This is a genomic window from Pseudomonas sp. FBCC-B545 (genome assembly GCF_059134095.1).
In genome coordinates this window covers 5,289,624-5,305,816 of sequence record NZ_CP101441.1, presented here as the reverse complement: position 1 = coordinate 5,305,816, position 16,193 = coordinate 5,289,624, and the positions used below count along the sequence as shown (strand labels likewise).

Annotated in this window: 16 protein-coding genes; 12 read left to right on the top strand and 4 right to left on the bottom strand. The window is 59.4% G+C overall.

Translation table 11 applies throughout. The features are described 5' to 3' along the window. Nucleotides 1-76: 76 nt before the first annotated feature. Nucleotides 77-787, bottom strand: coding sequence for an SIMPL domain-containing protein (locus NMB39_RS24510; protein ID WP_198719217.1), 711 nt, complete (start codon nucleotides 785-787; stop codon nucleotides 77-79). A gap of 205 nt (nucleotides 788-992) precedes the next feature. On the opposite strand from NMB39_RS24510, the gene NMB39_RS24505 reads away from it, so the two are divergent. The 3 genes from NMB39_RS24505 (at nucleotide 993) to NMB39_RS24495 (ending at nucleotide 4,633) form a co-directional block, all read left to right on the top strand. After that, nucleotides 993-2,255 (top strand): ATP-binding protein, encoded by a 1,263-nt coding sequence (locus tag NMB39_RS24505; protein WP_057021580.1) that lies wholly within the window; start codon nucleotides 993-995, stop codon nucleotides 2,253-2,255. Beyond that, nucleotides 2,248-2,808 (top strand): response regulator transcription factor, encoded by a 561-nt coding sequence (locus NMB39_RS24500; RefSeq protein WP_043048539.1) that lies wholly within the window; start codon nucleotides 2,248-2,250, stop codon nucleotides 2,806-2,808. Before NMB39_RS24505 ends, NMB39_RS24500 begins: the two co-directional genes overlap by 8 nt. 100 nt (nucleotides 2,809-2,908) lie before the next feature. Beyond that, on the top strand, nucleotides 2,909-4,633 hold the full coding sequence (locus NMB39_RS24495; RefSeq protein WP_494339953.1) for an ABC transporter ATP-binding protein/permease: 1,725 nt from the start codon (nucleotides 2,909-2,911) through the stop codon (nucleotides 4,631-4,633). A 195-nt stretch (nucleotides 4,634-4,828) separates the two neighbouring features. On the opposite strand, the gene NMB39_RS24490 is transcribed toward NMB39_RS24495, so the two are convergent. Beyond that, nucleotides 4,829-5,266, bottom strand: a complete 438-nt coding sequence (locus NMB39_RS24490; protein ID WP_003171734.1) for a Z-ring associated ZapG family protein — start codon at nucleotides 5,264-5,266, stop codon at nucleotides 4,829-4,831. A 146-nt stretch (nucleotides 5,267-5,412) separates the two neighbouring features. Between NMB39_RS24490 and NMB39_RS24485 the strand changes: the two genes are divergently transcribed. The 3 genes from NMB39_RS24485 to zapE all read left to right on the top strand — a co-directional run bounded on the left by NMB39_RS24485 (nucleotide 5,413) and on the right by zapE (nucleotide 8,588). Next, nucleotides 5,413-6,042 (top strand): alpha/beta hydrolase, encoded by a 630-nt coding sequence (locus tag NMB39_RS24485; RefSeq protein WP_057013882.1) that lies wholly within the window; start codon nucleotides 5,413-5,415, stop codon nucleotides 6,040-6,042. 16 nt (nucleotides 6,043-6,058) lie between these two features. Then, the gene (locus NMB39_RS24480; protein ID WP_494339954.1) at nucleotides 6,059-7,414 is read left to right on the top strand and encodes a tryptophan--tRNA ligase; all 1,356 of its coding nucleotides are present in this window, start codon (nucleotides 6,059-6,061) and stop codon (nucleotides 7,412-7,414) included. 79 nt (nucleotides 7,415-7,493) lie between these two features. After that, nucleotides 7,494-8,588: a cell division protein ZapE gene (zapE, locus tag NMB39_RS24475; protein WP_057021576.1), complete on the top strand. Its 1,095-nt coding sequence runs from the start codon at nucleotides 7,494-7,496 to the stop codon at nucleotides 8,586-8,588. Between the two features lie 138 nt (nucleotides 8,589-8,726). Here the strand turns inward: zapE and NMB39_RS24470 are convergent, their stop codons facing one another. Continuing rightward, nucleotides 8,727-9,647: a GlxA family transcriptional regulator gene (locus tag NMB39_RS24470; protein WP_172833447.1), complete on the bottom strand. Its 921-nt coding sequence runs from the start codon at nucleotides 9,645-9,647 to the stop codon at nucleotides 8,727-8,729. 220 nt (nucleotides 9,648-9,867) lie between these two features. Between NMB39_RS24470 and NMB39_RS24465 the strand changes: the two genes are divergently transcribed. Next, the gene (locus NMB39_RS24465; protein WP_494339955.1) at nucleotides 9,868-11,004 is read left to right on the top strand and encodes an acyl-CoA dehydrogenase family protein; all 1,137 of its coding nucleotides are present in this window, start codon (nucleotides 9,868-9,870) and stop codon (nucleotides 11,002-11,004) included. Between the two features lie 143 nt (nucleotides 11,005-11,147). Here the strand turns inward: NMB39_RS24465 and NMB39_RS24460 are convergent, their stop codons facing one another. Beyond that, the gene (locus NMB39_RS24460; protein WP_494339956.1) at nucleotides 11,148-12,188 is read right to left on the bottom strand and encodes an NADP(H)-dependent aldo-keto reductase; all 1,041 of its coding nucleotides are present in this window, start codon (nucleotides 12,186-12,188) and stop codon (nucleotides 11,148-11,150) included. 248 nt (nucleotides 12,189-12,436) lie between these two features. Here NMB39_RS24460 and rplM point away from each other — a divergent pair, with 248 nt between their 5' ends. The 5 genes from rplM to NMB39_RS24435 all read left to right on the top strand — a co-directional run bounded on the left by rplM (nucleotide 12,437) and on the right by NMB39_RS24435 (nucleotide 16,123). Continuing rightward, nucleotides 12,437-12,865, top strand: coding sequence for a 50S ribosomal protein L13 (gene rplM, locus NMB39_RS24455; RefSeq protein WP_003171742.1), 429 nt, complete (start codon nucleotides 12,437-12,439; stop codon nucleotides 12,863-12,865). Between the two features lie 14 nt (nucleotides 12,866-12,879). Further along, a complete protein-coding gene (gene rpsI / locus NMB39_RS24450) occupies nucleotides 12,880-13,272 on the top strand; it encodes a 30S ribosomal protein S9 (RefSeq protein WP_002555064.1) in 393 nt (130 codons plus the stop codon). A 267-nt stretch (nucleotides 13,273-13,539) separates the two neighbouring features. Continuing rightward, nucleotides 13,540-14,133, top strand: coding sequence for a ubiquinol-cytochrome c reductase iron-sulfur subunit (gene petA / locus NMB39_RS24445; RefSeq protein ID WP_043048551.1), 594 nt, complete (start codon nucleotides 13,540-13,542; stop codon nucleotides 14,131-14,133). Further along, on the top strand, nucleotides 14,133-15,344 hold the full coding sequence (locus tag NMB39_RS24440; RefSeq protein ID WP_003188526.1) for a cytochrome b: 1,212 nt from the start codon (nucleotides 14,133-14,135) through the stop codon (nucleotides 15,342-15,344). Before petA ends, NMB39_RS24440 begins: the two co-directional genes overlap by 1 nt. After that, the gene (locus NMB39_RS24435) at nucleotides 15,344-16,123 is read left to right on the top strand and encodes a cytochrome c1 (RefSeq protein WP_057021573.1); all 780 of its coding nucleotides are present in this window, start codon (nucleotides 15,344-15,346) and stop codon (nucleotides 16,121-16,123) included. The genes NMB39_RS24440 and NMB39_RS24435 overlap by 1 nt, the downstream gene beginning before the upstream one ends. The last annotated feature ends 70 nt before the right edge of the window (nucleotides 16,124-16,193 follow it).

The window sequence follows — 16,193 nt, the reverse complement described above, 5'->3', positions numbered from 1 at the left end:
GTTGCGATGACGCTGAAACAGTGTGCAAAAAAATGGCGCAGGCTGTTAAGGCTGCGCCATTGTCTTTTTTCTATGTTTATTGCTGTACTTCAATCACCCCATCGGCACTCATGTTGACCTGGCTGGTACCGGCTTCCACTTCAGGTGTTGGCGCCGAATCGGCCATGGCCGCTTTCATCATCATCCCGCCACGGGCATAAGGCATTGGATAGCCGTTGGTGTTGAAGTTCAGATTGACGATCTTGTAACCCTTGCCACCCAATGCGTCAGTCGCCAGCTGGGCACGGGCCTTGAACGCTGCAACTGCATCCTTGAGCAGCGCATCTTCGCTGGCCTTGCGCGTAGCGTCGGCGATGGCGAAGTCCATGTTTTCCATTTTCAGCGTGTTCAGCAGTTCGCCGGTGAGCTTGGACAACGCCGGGAAGTCCGCGCTTTCCAGGCGCAGTTCGGCGCGTTCACGCCAGCCGGTGATCTTCTGGTTCTTGTTGTCGTAGATCGGGTAGCTGTTGCGGCTGCCCTGGCGCAGGGTCACACCTTTGACCTCGCGGGCCTGGCCCAGGGCCTGGTTCATGGTGGTGGTGATTTCGGCAGCGAGCTTGGCCGGGTCGGCATTTTGCGACTCTGTGTAGAGAGTGACGATCATCTTGTCGCGAGCCACTTCCTGGCTGACTTCGGCACGCAGGGAAATCTGGTTGTAATGCAGTTCATCGGCAGCCATGGCTTGGAGGCTGGCCAGGGCGCTGGCGCTGAGGGCAAGGACAGCGGCACTGCGAGTGAAACGAGACATGGAAGCTCCTTGAGATAGTCGTGTTCGGTATGACTGTAGACGCTGGCGCCGGGTTCTTCGGGTTTACACAATAGCTACAAGTTATGGTGGGTCCGACGAACGGTCGTTTTCCCGCCCTGCGTCAAAGAGCCACATACGCCGTGCCAGCCGGCCTGCTTCGTTTATACTCGTGCCGATCCGCCTGCAGCGCTCACCGGGAGAGCTCATGCTCGCCGCCGTAAAACTGACTTCCGCCACCCGCCAGAACCTCTGGCGCCTGACGTTCATTCGCACTCTGGTATTGGCCGCACAGGCCGGTTCCGTCGGGCTTGCCTATTGGTTCGACCTGCTGCCGCTGCCGTGGCTGCAATTGGCTGTGACTCTCGGCTTTTCCTCCGTGCTCTGTGCGTTCACCGCTATCCGGTTGCGCACCACGTGGCCGGTGACCGAGCTGGAGTACGCGCTTCAGTTGGCGTGCGACCTGTTTATCCACAGTGTGTTGCTGTATTTCTCCGGTGGCTCCACCAATCCGTTTGTTTCTTATTACCTGGTGCCGTTGACCATTGCCGCCGTGACCTTGCCATGGCGCTACTCGGTGGTGCTGTCGGGCATTGCCCTGACGCTCTATACCCTGCTGCTGGCGCAGTTCTATCCGCTGCAAACCTTTCCGATTGCTCGGGAGAACCTGCAGATCTACGGAATGTGGCTGAGTTTTGCCCTCTCGGCTGCGGTCATTACCTTCTTCGCCGCACGCATGGCCGAAGAGCTGCGCCGCCAGGAAGAACTGCGCGCCATTCGCCGTGAAGAGGGCCTGCGTGATCAGCAACTGCTGGCCGTCGCCACCCAGGCAGCCGGCGCCGCCCATGAACTGGGCACGCCGCTGGCGACCATGAGCGTATTGCTCAAGGAAATGACCCAGGACCACCACGACCCGGCCTTGCAGGAGGACCTCAGCGTGCTGCAGGAACAGGTCAAGCAGTGCAAGCTGACGCTGCAGCAACTGGTGCGCGCTGCCGAAGCCAATCGCCGCCTGGCGGTCGAAATGCAGGATGTCACCCACTGGCTCGACGAAGCGTTGAACCGTTGGCACCTGATGCGTCCCGAGGCCAGTTACCGTTTCAATCTGCTGGGCCAAGGCAGCGTGCCGCGCATGGCGCCACCGCCGGACCTGACCCAGGCGCTGCTCAATCTTTTGAACAACGCCGCCGACGCTTGCCCCGAAGGATTGGGCGTGCAGTTGGACTGGGACGCAGAAAACATCACCATCAGCATTCGTGACCACGGCGCGGGCGTGCCGCTGGCCATTGCCGAGCAGATCGGCAAACCATTCTTTACCACCAAGGGCAAAGGCTTCGGCCTGGGCCTGTTTTTGAGCAAGGCCAGCGTGACCCGCGCGGGCGGCTCAGTGAAGCTCTATAGTCATGAGGAAGGCGGCACGCTCACCGAGCTGCGCCTGCCCCGTGTCGCACGAGGAGATATCGATGAGTGACGAGATCCAAGTCGAAGGCGAAGAACTGCCACACCTGTTGCTGGTAGATGACGACGCGACCTTTACCCGCGTGATGGCACGCGCCATGAGCCGGCGCGGTTTTCGCGTCAGCACCGCAGGCTCCGCCGAAGAGGGCTTGACCATCGCCCAGGCCGACCTGCCGGACTATGCTGCCCTCGACCTGAAAATGGACGGCGACTCCGGCCTGGTGCTGCTGCCGAGGCTGCTGGAACTCGACCCGGAAATGCGCGTGGTGATCCTCACCGGTTACTCCAGCATCGCCACCGCCGTCGAGGCGATCAAGCGCGGCGCCTGCAACTACCTGTGCAAGCCGGCGGACGCCGACGACGTGCTGGCCGCCTTGCTGTCCGAGCATGCCGACCTCGACACCCTGGTGCCGGAAAACCCGATGTCGGTGGACCGCCTGCAGTGGGAACACATCCAGCGCGTGCTCACCGAACACGAAGGCAATATCTCCGCTACGGCCCGTGCCCTGGGCATGCACCGCCGCACGCTGCAACGCAAGCTGCAGAAGCGCCCGGTACGACGCTGAACGAAAACTGAACAACCTGCTTCAGGCTGCACGGATGCGCGAACCGATCACCTATGATCGGTTCAAACGCCTGTGATGTTTTTCCTACCGAGCCTGAACAATGAACCAGAACGCTGAGTACTCCGCGGTCAACGACGCGGTGCGGGGGCAATTCTTTCGCCGAACCTGGGCCATGATCACCCCGTATTGGCGTAGTGAAGAGAAGGGCAGGGCCTGGCTGTTGCTGGCTGCCGTGATTGGCCTGTCGCTGTTCAGCGTGGCGATCTCCGTATGGATCAACCACTGGTACAAGGACTTCTACAACGCTCTGGAGAAGAAGGACACCGCGGCCTTCTGGCAACTGATCGGTTATTTCGGCGGTATTGCGGCGGTGGCGATTCTCGGCGCGGTCTACCGTCTCTACCTGACCCAGATGCTGACGATCCGTTGGCGTGCCTGGCTCACCGAAAAACACTTCACCCGTTGGCTCGCGCACAAGAACTACTACCAACTGGAACAGGGCGGCTATACCGATAACCCGGACCAGCGGATTTCCGAAGACCTCAATAACTTCACCTCCGCCACCTTGAGCCTTGGCCTGGGATTGCTGCGTAATGTGGTCAGCCTGGTGTCGTTCTCGATCATCCTGTGGGGCGTGTCGGGCAGCATCGAATTGTTCGGCATTACCATCCCGGGGTACATGTTCTGGTGTGCGCTGCTGTACGCCGCCGTGGGCAGTTGGTTGACCCACCTGATCGGCCGTCGCTTGATCGGCCTGAGCAACCAGCAGCAACGCTTTGAAGCGGACTTGCGTTTCTCCATGGTGCGGGTGCGTGAGAACGCCGAGAGTATTGCCCTGTACAACGGCGAACCGAATGAAAGGCAACGCCTGAGCACACGTTTCGGCAAGGTCTGGCACAACTTCTGGGACATCATGAAAGTGTCCAAGCGCCTGACTTTTTTCACCGCCGGCTACAGCCAGATCGCGATCATCTTTCCGTTTATCGTGGCTGCGCCACGCTACTTCGCTGGCAAGATCGAGTTGGGCGAGTTGATGCAAATCAACTCGGCGTTCGGCAATGTGCAGGACAACTTCAGCTGGTTTATCAACGCTTATTCGGAACTGGCGACATGGCGTGCCACCAGTGACCGTCTGCTGAGCTTCCAGCAGGCCATGAGCGACAATGAGCAACGCGCCCCGGCCATCGATGTGCGCTCTGAAGGCGAGCGCCTGGTGATAAAGGATCTTGGAATGGACTTGGCCGACGGTCGTCATTTGCTCAGCGACGCCAACATGACTGTGGAGCCTGGCCAGCGCGTAATGCTCAGCGGGCGTTCCGGCAGTGGCAAGAGCACCTTGTTGCGAGCGATGGGCCATCTGTGGCCGGCCGGTCATGGCAGCATTCGCCTGCCGGCGACGCGCTACCTGTTCCTGCCGCAGAAGCCTTACCTGCCGATTGGCACGCTTAAGGCCGTGTTGAGTTATCCACAGGACGACGGAGTCTATCCGCCAGAACGTTATGCACAGGTCCTGGAAACCTGTCGTCTGCCCCATCTGGTCGCACGGCTGGATGAAGCCAACCACTGGCAGCGCATGCTCTCACCGGGTGAGCAGCAGCGCCTGGCCTTTGCCCGTGCATTGTTGTTCGCGCCGCAATGGCTGTACATGGATGAAGCAACCTCGGCGATGGATGAAGAGGATGAGGCGACCTTGTACCAGGCGCTGATCGATGAGCTGCCGGGGTTGAGCGTTGTCAGCGTCGGCCACCGCAGCAGCCTCAAGCGCTTTCACGGGCGGCATGTGCGGATCGAGGGTGGGCGGTTGCAGGAGCAACAACCGGCCTAAGGCCGTGCAGGGTCAATTGTGGGAGGGGGCTTGCCCCCGATAGCTGAGTGTCAGTCAATGATGTTGTGATTGACCCACCGCCATCGGGGGCAAGCCCCCTCCCACATTGGATCTCCATTGTCGGGAAAATTCAGACCCAACAAAAAGCCCGGCTGATCATCGATCAGCCGGGCTTTTTTATTGCTTGAGGACGACTTACTTCTTCAAGCCGTAATGCTCATCCAGCATGCCTGGGGCGTTCGGCGTCTTTGGCGCGTAGTCCCGTGGTGGCTCCTGGTTTTCCCGCGGCGGGGTCAGGCGTTCCCGTGGGGTTTGCGGCGCATCGGAATGCAGCGCAGCCAGCAGGCGCTGGCGGGTGATGTCGTCGAGGGCCAGGCGATTAGCGCCATCGGCGAGATGATCCTGTACTTCCTGGTAGCTCTGGGTGAGCTTCTTGACCAGGGTCGCGGTGCTGTTGAAGTGGGTAACAACCTCGTTCTGATAACTGTCAAAACGTTCCTGGATGTCATCGAGCTGACGCTGCGTGCGGTTAGGCGCGGCATTCGGCAGCAAGCGAGCAACCAGGAATCCAATGGCGACACCGGCAACCAGGGCAAGAGTCGGCAACAACCAAACTAAGAGCGAGTGTTCCACGAGTCCTTCCTCTATAAACGGCTTTGCTTTACGTTAACGGCTCGGACCTGCGCTGTATACCGCGATTAAGCTCGCAATGATGCCATGCACAGACTTTTAGCTAGACGAGTCGACCCCTTGAGAGGTCACGGAGTTCATCCTTGCTCATGCGTGAAACCCCCGTTTTGATCGACGGCCCGGTGGGCCAATTGGAAGCCTTGTATCTGGATCACCCCGAACCACGTGGCCTGGCGCTGGTTTGCCACCCTAACCCGGTGCAGGGTGGGACCATGCTCAATAAAGTCGTTTCGACCCTGCAACGCACCGCCCGCGATGCCGGCTTGATTACGTTGCGTTTCAATTATCGTGGCGTCGGCGCCAGCGCCGGTACTCACGATATGGCCGCCGGTGAAGTGGACGATGCCGAAGCGGCCGCCACCTGGCTGCGGGAAAAGCACCCGGACCTGCCGATCACCTTGCTGGGGTTTTCCTTCGGCGGCTACGTCGCGGCCAGTCTTGGTGGCCGCCTGGAAGCCAAGGGCGAGAAGCTTGCGCACCTGTTCATGGTTGCCGCCGCCGTGATGCGCCTGGGCGATGCGGATGTGCTGCCTCAAGGCTGCCCATTGACCCTGATCCAGCCGGAAACCGACGAAGTGGTTGATCCGCAGTTGGTCTACGACTGGTCCGCCGCCCTGAAACGCCCCCATGAGCTGCTGAAAGTGGCAGAATGCGGACACTTTTTTCATGGCAAGCTGACCGATCTCAAGGATCTGGTGCTGCCACGTCTTTCGAATTGATGACAAGCGATCCCCCATGACGACCCGTACCCGTATCCTCACCGGCATCACCACCACCGGCACGCCGCACTTGGGCAACTATGCAGGTGCGATTCGCCCGGCGATCCTTGCCAGCGAAGATGCCAATGCCGATTCCTTTTACTTCCTGGCCGACTACCATGCCCTGATCAAGTGCGATGACCCGCAGCGCATCCAGCGCTCGCGCATGGAAATCGCCGCGACCTGGCTGGCCGGTGGCCTGGATGTGAACCGGGTGACCTTCTATCGCCAGTCCGACATCCCGGAAATTCCCGAGCTGACCTGGCTGCTGACCTGCGTCGCCGCCAAGGGCCTGCTCAACCGCGCCCACGCCTACAAGGCGTCGGTGGACAAGAACGTGGAAAACGGCGAAGACCCGGATGCGGGCATCAGTATGGGCCTGTACAGCTACCCGGTGCTGATGGCGGCAGACATCTTGATGTTCAACGCGCACAAGGTGCCGGTCGGTCGCGACCAGATCCAACACGTGGAGATGGCCCGCGACATCGGCCAGCGCTTCAACCACCTGTTTGGCAATGGTAAGGAATTCTTCACCATGCCCGAGGCCCTGATCGAAGAAAGCGTCGCCACCTTGCCGGGTCTGGATGGCCGCAAGATGTCCAAGAGCTACGACAACACCATTCCGTTGTTCACCAGCGCCAAGGACATGAAGGACGCGATCTCGCGGATCGTCACCGACTCCCGCGCGCCGGGCGAAGCCAAGGACCCGGACAATTCGCATCTGTTTACCTTGTATCAGGCGTTTGCGACCAAGGCCCAGGAGCAGGAATTCCGTGGCGAGCTGCTGCAAGGCCTGGGTTGGGGCGAGGCGAAGAACCGCCTGTTCCAGTTGCTGGACGGCCAACTCGGTGAAGCCCGCGAGCGCTATCACCAACTGATGTCGCGTCCGTCGGACATGGAAGACCTGCTGCTGATCGGCGCCAAGAAAGCCCGCGCCGTGGCGGCACCGTTCCTGGCCGAGCTGCGCGAAGCGGTGGGCCTGCGTTCGTTCGTCAACCAGGCGGCAGCGCCGATCAGCACTAAAAAGAAAGCCGCGAAAGTCGCACGCTTTGTAAGCTTTCGCGAAGAGGACGGCAGTTTCCGCTTCCGCCTGTTGGCGGCTGACGGCGAGCAGCTGCTGCTGTCGCGCAACTTTGCCGACGGCAAGGCGGCGGGGGCGGTGACCAAGCAATTGCAAAGCGGCGACGCGCTGGATGTACGCACTGAGGCCCAGGGCTTCAGCGTTTGGCTGGACGGTGCAGCAGTGGCCGATAGCGCACCGTTCGCCGATGCAGCCTCCCGCGATGCCGCCATCGTCGCCTTGCGCGTGGCCTTGACCCCAACCGAGGATTAACCCGACCAAGGGTTGATTGCCATTATCCAGGGCCGTCGTTACAGTGACGGCCCGTTTTTGTTGCCTTGCTAACGAAATTATGACGCCCCTAGAACGATATCAAGCTGATCTGAAACGCCCTGAATTCTTCCATGACGCGGCCCAGGAAAATGCCGTGCGTCATTTGCAGCGCCTTTACGACGACCTCGTCGCGGCCTCGCAGAGCAAGCCAGGGATGTTCAGCAAGCTGTTTGGCAAGAAAGACCACACGCCGGTCAAGGGCCTGTACTTCTGGGGCGGCGTCGGCCGGGGCAAGACTTACCTGGTGGACACCTTCTTCGAAGCGCTGCCGTTCAAGGAAAAGGTCCGGACACACTTCCACCGCTTCATGAAGCGCGTGCACGAAGAGATGAAGACCCTGCCGGGCGAGAAAAACCCGCTGACCATCATCGCCAAGCGTTTCTCCCAGGAAGCGCGGGTGATCTGCTTCGATGAGTTCTTCGTCTCCGACATCACCGACGCCATGATCCTTGGCACCCTGATGGAAGAGCTGTTCAAGAACGGCGTGACCCTGGTCGCCACCTCGAACATCGTGCCCGACGGTTTGTACAAGGATGGCCTGCAGCGTGCACGCTTCCTGCCGGCCATCGCGCTGATCAAGCAGAACACCGATATCGTCAATGTCGACAGCGGCGTCGACTATCGTCTGCGTCATCTGGAGCAAGCCGAGCTATTCCACTTCCCGCTGAACGAAGCGGCCCACGAAAGCCTGAAAAAGAGCTTTCGCGCCCTGACCCCTGAATGCACCCAGGCGGTGGAAAACGACAAGCTGATGATCGAGAACCGCGAAATCATCGCGCTGCGTACCTGCGATGACGTGGCCTGGTTTGAGTTCCGCCAATTGTGCGACGGCCCGCGTAGCCAGAACGATTACATCGAGCTGGGCAAGATTTTCCACGCGGTGATCTTGAGCGGCGTCGAGCAGATGGGCGTTGCCACGGACGATATCGCCCGCCGTTTTATCAACATGGTCGACGAGTTCTACGACCGTAACGTCAAGTTGATCATCTCGGCGGAAGTCGAGCTCAAGGACCTGTATACCGGTGGTCGCTTGAACTTCGAGTTCCAGCGCACCTTGAGCCGCTTGCTTGAAATGCAGTCCCACGAATTCCTCTCGCGCGGACACAAACCGTAAGCAGTTTCCAGAGCTGTGGAGTTTTAATGGGGGAGGGGGCTTGCCCCCGATAGCAGTCTGTCAGCAAAAGCTGCACTGACTGACACTCCGCTATCGGGAGCAAGCCCCCTCCCACATTTGCCCTGTGTCTGGCTGGAGTTATGCGGCTTGCTGGAACTGCTGCCGATACTGATTCGGCGACAGCTCCGTGTGCTGCCTGAACAAGCGCGCAAAGAAACTCGCATCGTCGTAACCCACCTCATAACTGATGGTCTTGATGCTCTTGCGGCTGCCCGAAAGCAGGCCTTTTGCCGTCTCGATACGCAGCCTTTGCAGGTAATGCAGCGGCTTGTCGCCGGTAGCGGTCTGGAAGCGCCGCATGAAGTTGCGGATGCTCATGCCGTGTTCCCGGGCGACGTCTTCGAAGCGGAACTTGTCGGCAAAGTGTTCCTCGAGCCAGTGCTGGATCTGCAGGATGATCACGTCCTGGTGCAGCTTCTGCCCCCCAAAGCCGATACGTCCCGGTGAATAGCTGCGCTGCACCTCATAGAGGATGTCCCGGGCCACGGCCTGGGCAATGCTGGCGCCGCAAAAGCGTTCGATCAGATAGATGTAGAGGTCGCAGGCCGAAGTGGTGCCGCCGGCGCAATACAGGTTGTCGGCATCGGTGAGGTGCTTGTCCTGGTTGAGCTGGACCTTGGGGAAGCGCTCGCTGAAGGCAGTGAAGAATCGCCAGTAGGTGGTCGCCTCCTTGCCATCGAGCAGCCCGGCTTCTGCCAGCCAGAACACCCCGGTGGCTTCGCCGCAGAGCACAGCGCCGCGGGCGTGTTGTTCGCGCAGCCACGGCAACACTTGCGGGTAGCGGGCGCACAGGCCGTCGAAGTCGTCCCAGAAGGCCGGCAACACGATGATGTCGGCGTCTTCCAGGCCGCCGTCCACCGGCATGATCACATCGCTGAAGCTGCGCACCGACTGCCCGTCGGGGCTGACAAGGCGTGTATCGAACCCTGGGGTCAGGCCCAGGCCCTGCTGTTTGCCGTAACGCAGGCTGGCGAGGTGGAAGAAATCCTTGGCTTGCATCAGGGTTGAAGCGAATACCCGATCAATGGCCAAAATGCTGACGCGCCGCAAGGGCGTGGAGATTTGGTTAGACATAATTTCATTTATTCTTATAGGGGAAAGTGGTCACCAGACGGCTGGATCGTCTTATTTTTTGTCGCATGTGTCCAGTGTCCCGTGACGCCATCGCGGCATAGGCTCTGTGGGCTCATCCTTGTCCGACAATCCATGCAGGTGACCCATGATCCCCAGAACCTTGTTCAGCTCGGAGCACGAACTCTTCCGCGAGAGCGTGCGCACCTTTCTCGACAAACACGCCGCGCCCTTCCATGGCCAATGGGAAAAGCAGGGCCATATCGACCGTAGCCTGTGGAGCAAGGCGGGGGAGGCGGGCATGCTGTGCTCCCACCTGCCGGAGGAATATGGTGGCCTGGGCGCGGACTTTCTCTACAGCGCGGTGGTGATCGAAGAAATCAGCCGCCTGGGTTTGACCGGCATCGGCTTTTCCCTGCATTCGGACATCGTCGCGCCCTACATCCTGCATTACGGCAGCGAAGCGCTGAAACAGAAGTACCTGCCCAAGCTGATTTCTGGGGAGATGGTCACGGCCATTGCCATGACCGAGCCGGGCGCCGGTTCCGACCTGCAAGGGGTCAAGACCACGGCGGTGCTGGACGGTGATGAGTATGTGATCAATGGCTCCAAGACCTTTATCACCAACGGCTATCTGGCCGACCTGGTGGTCGTGGTGGCCAAGACCGACCCGAAGGCCGGCGCCAAGGGCACCAGCCTGTTCCTGGTGGAAGCCGGCACGCCCGGCTTCGACAAGGGCAAGCGCCTGGAGAAAGTCGGCATGAAGGCCCAGGACACCTCGGAGCTGTTCTTCCAGGACGTGCGGGTATCCAAGAAAAACTTGCTGGGCCAGGCCGGTATGGGCTTTGCGTACCTGATGCAGGAGTTGCCCCAGGAGCGTTTGACGGTGGCGATTGGCGCCTTGTCATCCGCGGAAGCGGCGTTGCAGTGGACCCTGGACTACACCCGCGAGCGCAAAGCGTTCGGCAAGGCGATTGCCGATTTCCAGAACACCCGCTTCAAGCTGGCGGAGATGGCCACCGAGATTCAGATCGGCCGCGTGTTTGTCGACAAATGCATGGCGTTGCACCTGGACGGCAAGCTGGATGTGCCTACTGCGGCGATGGCCAAGTATTGGGCCACGGACCTGCAATGCAAGGTACTCGATGAGTGCGTGCAGCTGCACGGCGGCTACGGCTTCATGTGGGAATACCCGATTGCCCGGGCCTGGGCGGACGCGCGGGTGCAGCGCATTTATGCGGGAACCAATGAGATCATGAAGGAGATTATTGCGCGGGCGCTTTGATCTTGCGGTGTTGCTGATGACCTCATCGGGGGCAAGTCGAGTCGTCGCACCGCCCCTCCCACATTTTGATCTGTGAACACGGCCAAGTGTGGGAGGGGCGGTGCGACGACTCGACTTGCCCCCGATGGCGGTCTAAAGGTCAATCAAGGCGCCGGATTCGGATGATCCTTCTGAATCGCCTCAATCCCCTCCAACACGTCTTTCGACAGTCTCAGATCTGCACTGGCAATGTTGCTATCCAACTGCTCCAGCGTCGTGGCCCCAATAATATTGCTGGTCACAAACGGCTGCTGCGTCACAAACGCCAGCGCCATCTGCGCCGGGTCCAGGCCATGTTCCCGAGCTAATGCCACATAGCGGCTGCACGCCGCCTCCGACTGCGGGTTGAAGTAACGGCTGAACCGGCTGTACTCAGTCAGGCGTGCCTTGGCCGGTCGTGCGCCATTTTCGTATTTGCCGCTGAGCATGCCGAACGCCAGTGGGGAATACGCCAGCAAGCCGCACTGTTCGCGAATGGCGATTTCCGCCAGGCCCACCTCGAAGCTGCGGTTGAGCAGGTTATAGGGGTTCTGGATCGACACCGCACGGGGCCAGCCGCGGGCTTCGGCCAGGGCGAGGAACTTCATGGTGCCCCACGGGGTTTCGTTGGACAGGCCGATGTGGCGGATCTTGCCGGCCTTGACCTGCTCATCCAGGGCTTCGAGGGTTTCCTCCAGAGGAGTGAGGTCGTCTTCGTCCTTGTGCTTGTAGCTCAACTGGCCGAAGAAGTTGGTGCTGCGCTCCGGCCAATGCAGTTGGTAGAGGTCGATCCAGTCGGTCTGCAGGCGCTTGAGGCTGGCGTCCAGGGCCTGGGCAATATGCTTGCGGTTGTGGCGCAGGTAGCCATCGCGAATGTAGTCGATGGTGTTGCCGGGGCCTGCGATCTTGCTGGCGAGAACCCAGTCGGCGCGGTCGCCCCGGCTTTTGAAATAGTTGCCGATGTAGCGCTCGGTGGTGGCATAGGTGTCGGCCTTGGGCGGTACCGGGTACATTTCCGCAGTATCGAGGAAGTTGATCCCCGCCGCCTTGGCCCGTTCGATCTGCGCGAAGGCCTCTGCCTCGCTGTTCTGCTCGCCCCAGGTCATGGTGCCCAAGGCGATCGTGCTGACGTTCAGATCGGTGCGGCCCAGCTGTCGGTAATCCATCGGGTACTCCTTCGGGGAAAACAATCATAAAAGCAGGTTGAATTTTTTTTCGCAATCTGCATAATTGCCCACCTCTTTCTGCAGTGGAAGTGATGCGCCGCCTGCCGAAGAATCTTGCCGTTGAACGGACGCGCCGACCCGAGCCCCCGATAGCGTCTGTATCCGGCTGCCTTTGACTTGTCAAAGTAAGCACTATTCAGTAAGATCCGCCGTCTAATTTACAGGGCGGCCCCTGAGGCTATTAAAGAATGACAACTTTTACTGCAAAACCGGAAACAGTTCAGCGCGACTGGTTTGTCGTCGACGCCGCTGGTCAGACCCTGGGTCGTCTGGCCACTGAAGTCGCCAGCCGTCTGCGTGGCAAGCACAAGCCTGAGTACACCCCTCACGTTGACACCGGTGACTACATCGTGATCATCAACGCTGAGCAGGTACGTGTTACCGGCAACAAAGCGCAAGACAAAATGTACTACCGTCACTCCGGTTTCCCAGGCGGTATCAAGTCTTCCAACTTTGAAGGCCTGATCTCCAAGAAGCCTGAAGCCCCGATCGAAATCGCGGTCAAAGGCATGCTGCCGAAGGGCCCACTGGGTCGCGATATGTTTCGCAAGCTGAAAGTCTATGCGGGCGCTGTACACCCTCATGCTGCTCAGCAGCCCCAAGAACTGAAGTTTTAACGGAATAGTTCATTATGTCGGCGACTCAAAATTACGGCACTGGCCGTCGCAAAACCGCAACCGCACGCGTTTTCCTGCGTCCGGGCACTGGTAACATCTCGATCAACAACCGCTCCCTGGACAACTTCTTCGGTCGCGAAACTGCCCGCATGGTAGTTCGTCAGCCGCTGGAATTGACCGAGACCGTTGAAAAGTTCGACATCTACGTCACCGTTATCGGTGGCGGTGTAAGTGGTCAAGCTGGCGCAATCCGCCACGGTATCACTCGCGCTCTGATGCAGTACGACGAAACCCTGCGTGGCGCTCTGCGCAAAGCTGGCTTCGTGACTCGCGATGCTCGTGAAGTTGAACGTAAGAAAGTCGGTCTGCGTAAAGCGCGTAAGCGTCCGCAGTACTCGAAGCGTTAATTCGCTTTACGTTCCACAAAAACGCCCAGCCTCCTCACGGAGCTGGGCGTTTTTTATTGCCTGCGATTTATACATAAATTTGTGCGTGACAACTTGCCACATCCGTAGACCCCCTATACTACAAGGCCTGGGGGCGGAGGCCCGGGCAATTCCCTTGTCATACGTGGGGCTTTTCATTACCATCCGTCAAAATTTTTATAAGTAAAGTTTCAACACTTAGTAGACGCCTGATTTAACAGGCCAAAAAAGCTGATGGGAGAGGACTGAATGAGCAATGACGGCGTGAATGCAGGCCGGCGTCGCTTCTTGGTAGCAGCCACATCCGTGGTGGGTGCTGCAGGAGCGGTGGGGGCTGCGGTCCCGTTCGTGGGGTCATGGTTTCCCAGTGCCAAGGCGAAAGCCGCAGGTGCACCGGTGAAGGTGAATGTCAGCAAGATCGAGCCAGGGCAGCAGATGATTGCTGAGTGGCGCGGCCAACCGGTATTCATCGTTCGTCGTACCGAGGAAATCCTGGGGAATCTGAAGAAGATCGAGGGCCAGTTGTCCGACCCGCAATCCGAAAATTCCGACCAGCCCGCCTACGCCAAGAATGAAGTGCGTTCGATCAAGCCAGAGATTCTGCTGCTGGTCGGTCTGTGTACCCACCTGGGTTGCTCGCCTACCTTCCGCCCGGAAGTGGCCCCTGTCGATCTGGGCAAGGACTGGGTAGGCGGTTATTTCTGCCCGTGTCACGGTTCCCACTACGACCTCGCCGGCCGAGTCTACAAGTCCCAGCCCGCGCCCTTGAACCTGCCCGTGCCTCCGCATACCTACGAAACTGACGACCTCATAGTCATTGGCCTCGACAAGGAGAACGCGTGATGAGCAAGTTCATGGATTGGGTGGATGCGCGCTTCCCCGCCACTAAAATGTGGGAAGACCATCTCAGCAAGTATTACGCGCCAAAGAACTTCAATTTCTTCTACTTCTTCGGCTCCCTGGCCCTGTTGGTGCTGGTCAACCAGATCGTCACCGGCGTGTGGCTGACGATGAGCTACACCCCGTCGGCGGAGGAGGCGTTCGCTTCCGTTGAATACATCATGCGTGACGTCGAGTACGGCTCGATCCTGCGCCTGCTGCACTCCACCGGCGCGTCAGCGTTCTTTATCGTCGTCTACCTGCACATGTTCCGTGGCCTGCTCTACGGGTCGTACCAGAAGCCTCGCGAGCTGGTGTGGGTGTTCGGCATGCTGATCTACCTGGCGCTGATGGCCGAAGCCTTCATGGGTTACCTGCTGCCGTGGGGCCAGATGTCGTACTGGGGCGCCCAGGTGATCATTTCGCTGTTCGGTGCGATCCCGGTGATCGGCAACGACCTGACCCAGTGGATCCGCGGTGACTACCTGATCTCGGGTATTACCCTGAACCGCTTCTTCGCCCTGCACGTGGTGGCCTTGCCGATCGTGATCCTCGGCCTGGTTGTGCTGCACATCCTGGCGCTGCACGAAGTAGGCTCCAACAACCCCGATGGCGTGGACATCAAGAAGCACAAGGACGAGAACGGTATCCCGCTGGATGGCATTCCGTTTCACCCTTACTACACCGTCAAAGACATTGTCGGCGTGGTGGTGTTCCTGTTCGTGTTCTGCTCGATCGTGTTCTTTTTCCCGGAGATGGGCGGTTATTTCCTCGAAAAGCCTAACTTCGAGCAGGCCAACGCCTTCAAGACTCCCGAGCACATTGCACCGGTGTGGTACTTCACGCCGTTCTACGCGATCCTGCGCGCCATCCCTGACAAGCTGATGGGCGTGATCGCCATGGGCGCAGCCATCGCGGTGCTGTTCGTGCTGCCATGGCTCGACCGCAGCCCGGTCAAGTCGATGCGCTACAAAGGCTGGCTGAGCAAGATCTGGTTATGGGTGTTCTGCATTTCGTTCGTGATCCTGGGCGTACTCGGCGTATTGGCGCCAACCCCTGAGCGTACGTTGTTGTCGCAGGTCTGCACCTTCCTGTACTTCGCCTACTTCATTCTGATGCCGTTCTATACCCGGCTCGAGAAGACCAAACCGGTTCCGGAAAGGGTGACTGGCTGATGAAAAAGTTATTCGTTGCATTCGTGCTTGCGGCCCTGCCGCTACTGTCCTTCGCCGCCGAACATGGCGCGCAGCTGGAAAAGGTCGATATCGATGTGTCTGACAAAGCCGCCATGCAGGATGGGCTGCGTACATTCACTAACTACTGCATGGGTTGCCACAGCGCCAAGTTCCAACGTTACGAGCGGGTCGCCGATGACCTGGGCATCCCCCATGAAGTGATGCTCAGCCACGCGGTGTTCACCGGTGCGAAGATCGGCGACCACATGAGCATCGGCATGCAACCGGCCGACGCCAAGACCTGGTTCGGCGCCGCACCGCCAGACCTGACCCTGGTGGCCCGCGTGCGCGGCACCGACTGGCTCTACGGCTACCTGAAATCCTTCTACGAAGACCCTGCACGCCCTTACGGCGTGAACAACAAAGTCTTCCCGAATGTCGGCATGCCGAACGTTCTGGTCGGCCTGCAGGGTCGCCAGGTGGTAGGATGCAAGCAGGTTCAGGTCGTTGAAGACGGCAAGAAGCAATATGATCCGTTGACCGGTACGCCTCTGACCCATGAAGCATGCGATCAACTGACCATCGTGCCCAAGACCGGTACGCTGAATGAAGAGCAGTTCGACGAGAAGGTCAAGAACCTGGTGACCTTCCTGGCCTACTCGGCCAACCCGGTCAAACTGCAGCACCAGCGCATCGGTACTTACGTCTTGCTGTACCTGGCTTTCTTCTTCGTATTCGCTTATCTGCTCAAGCGCGAATACTGGAAGGATGTGCATTGATCCAACCGTAAGCAATTGCTGTTAATCTTGCGCGCCCAGCGGCGTCCCTGAATACGTAGCGACCGGTTGA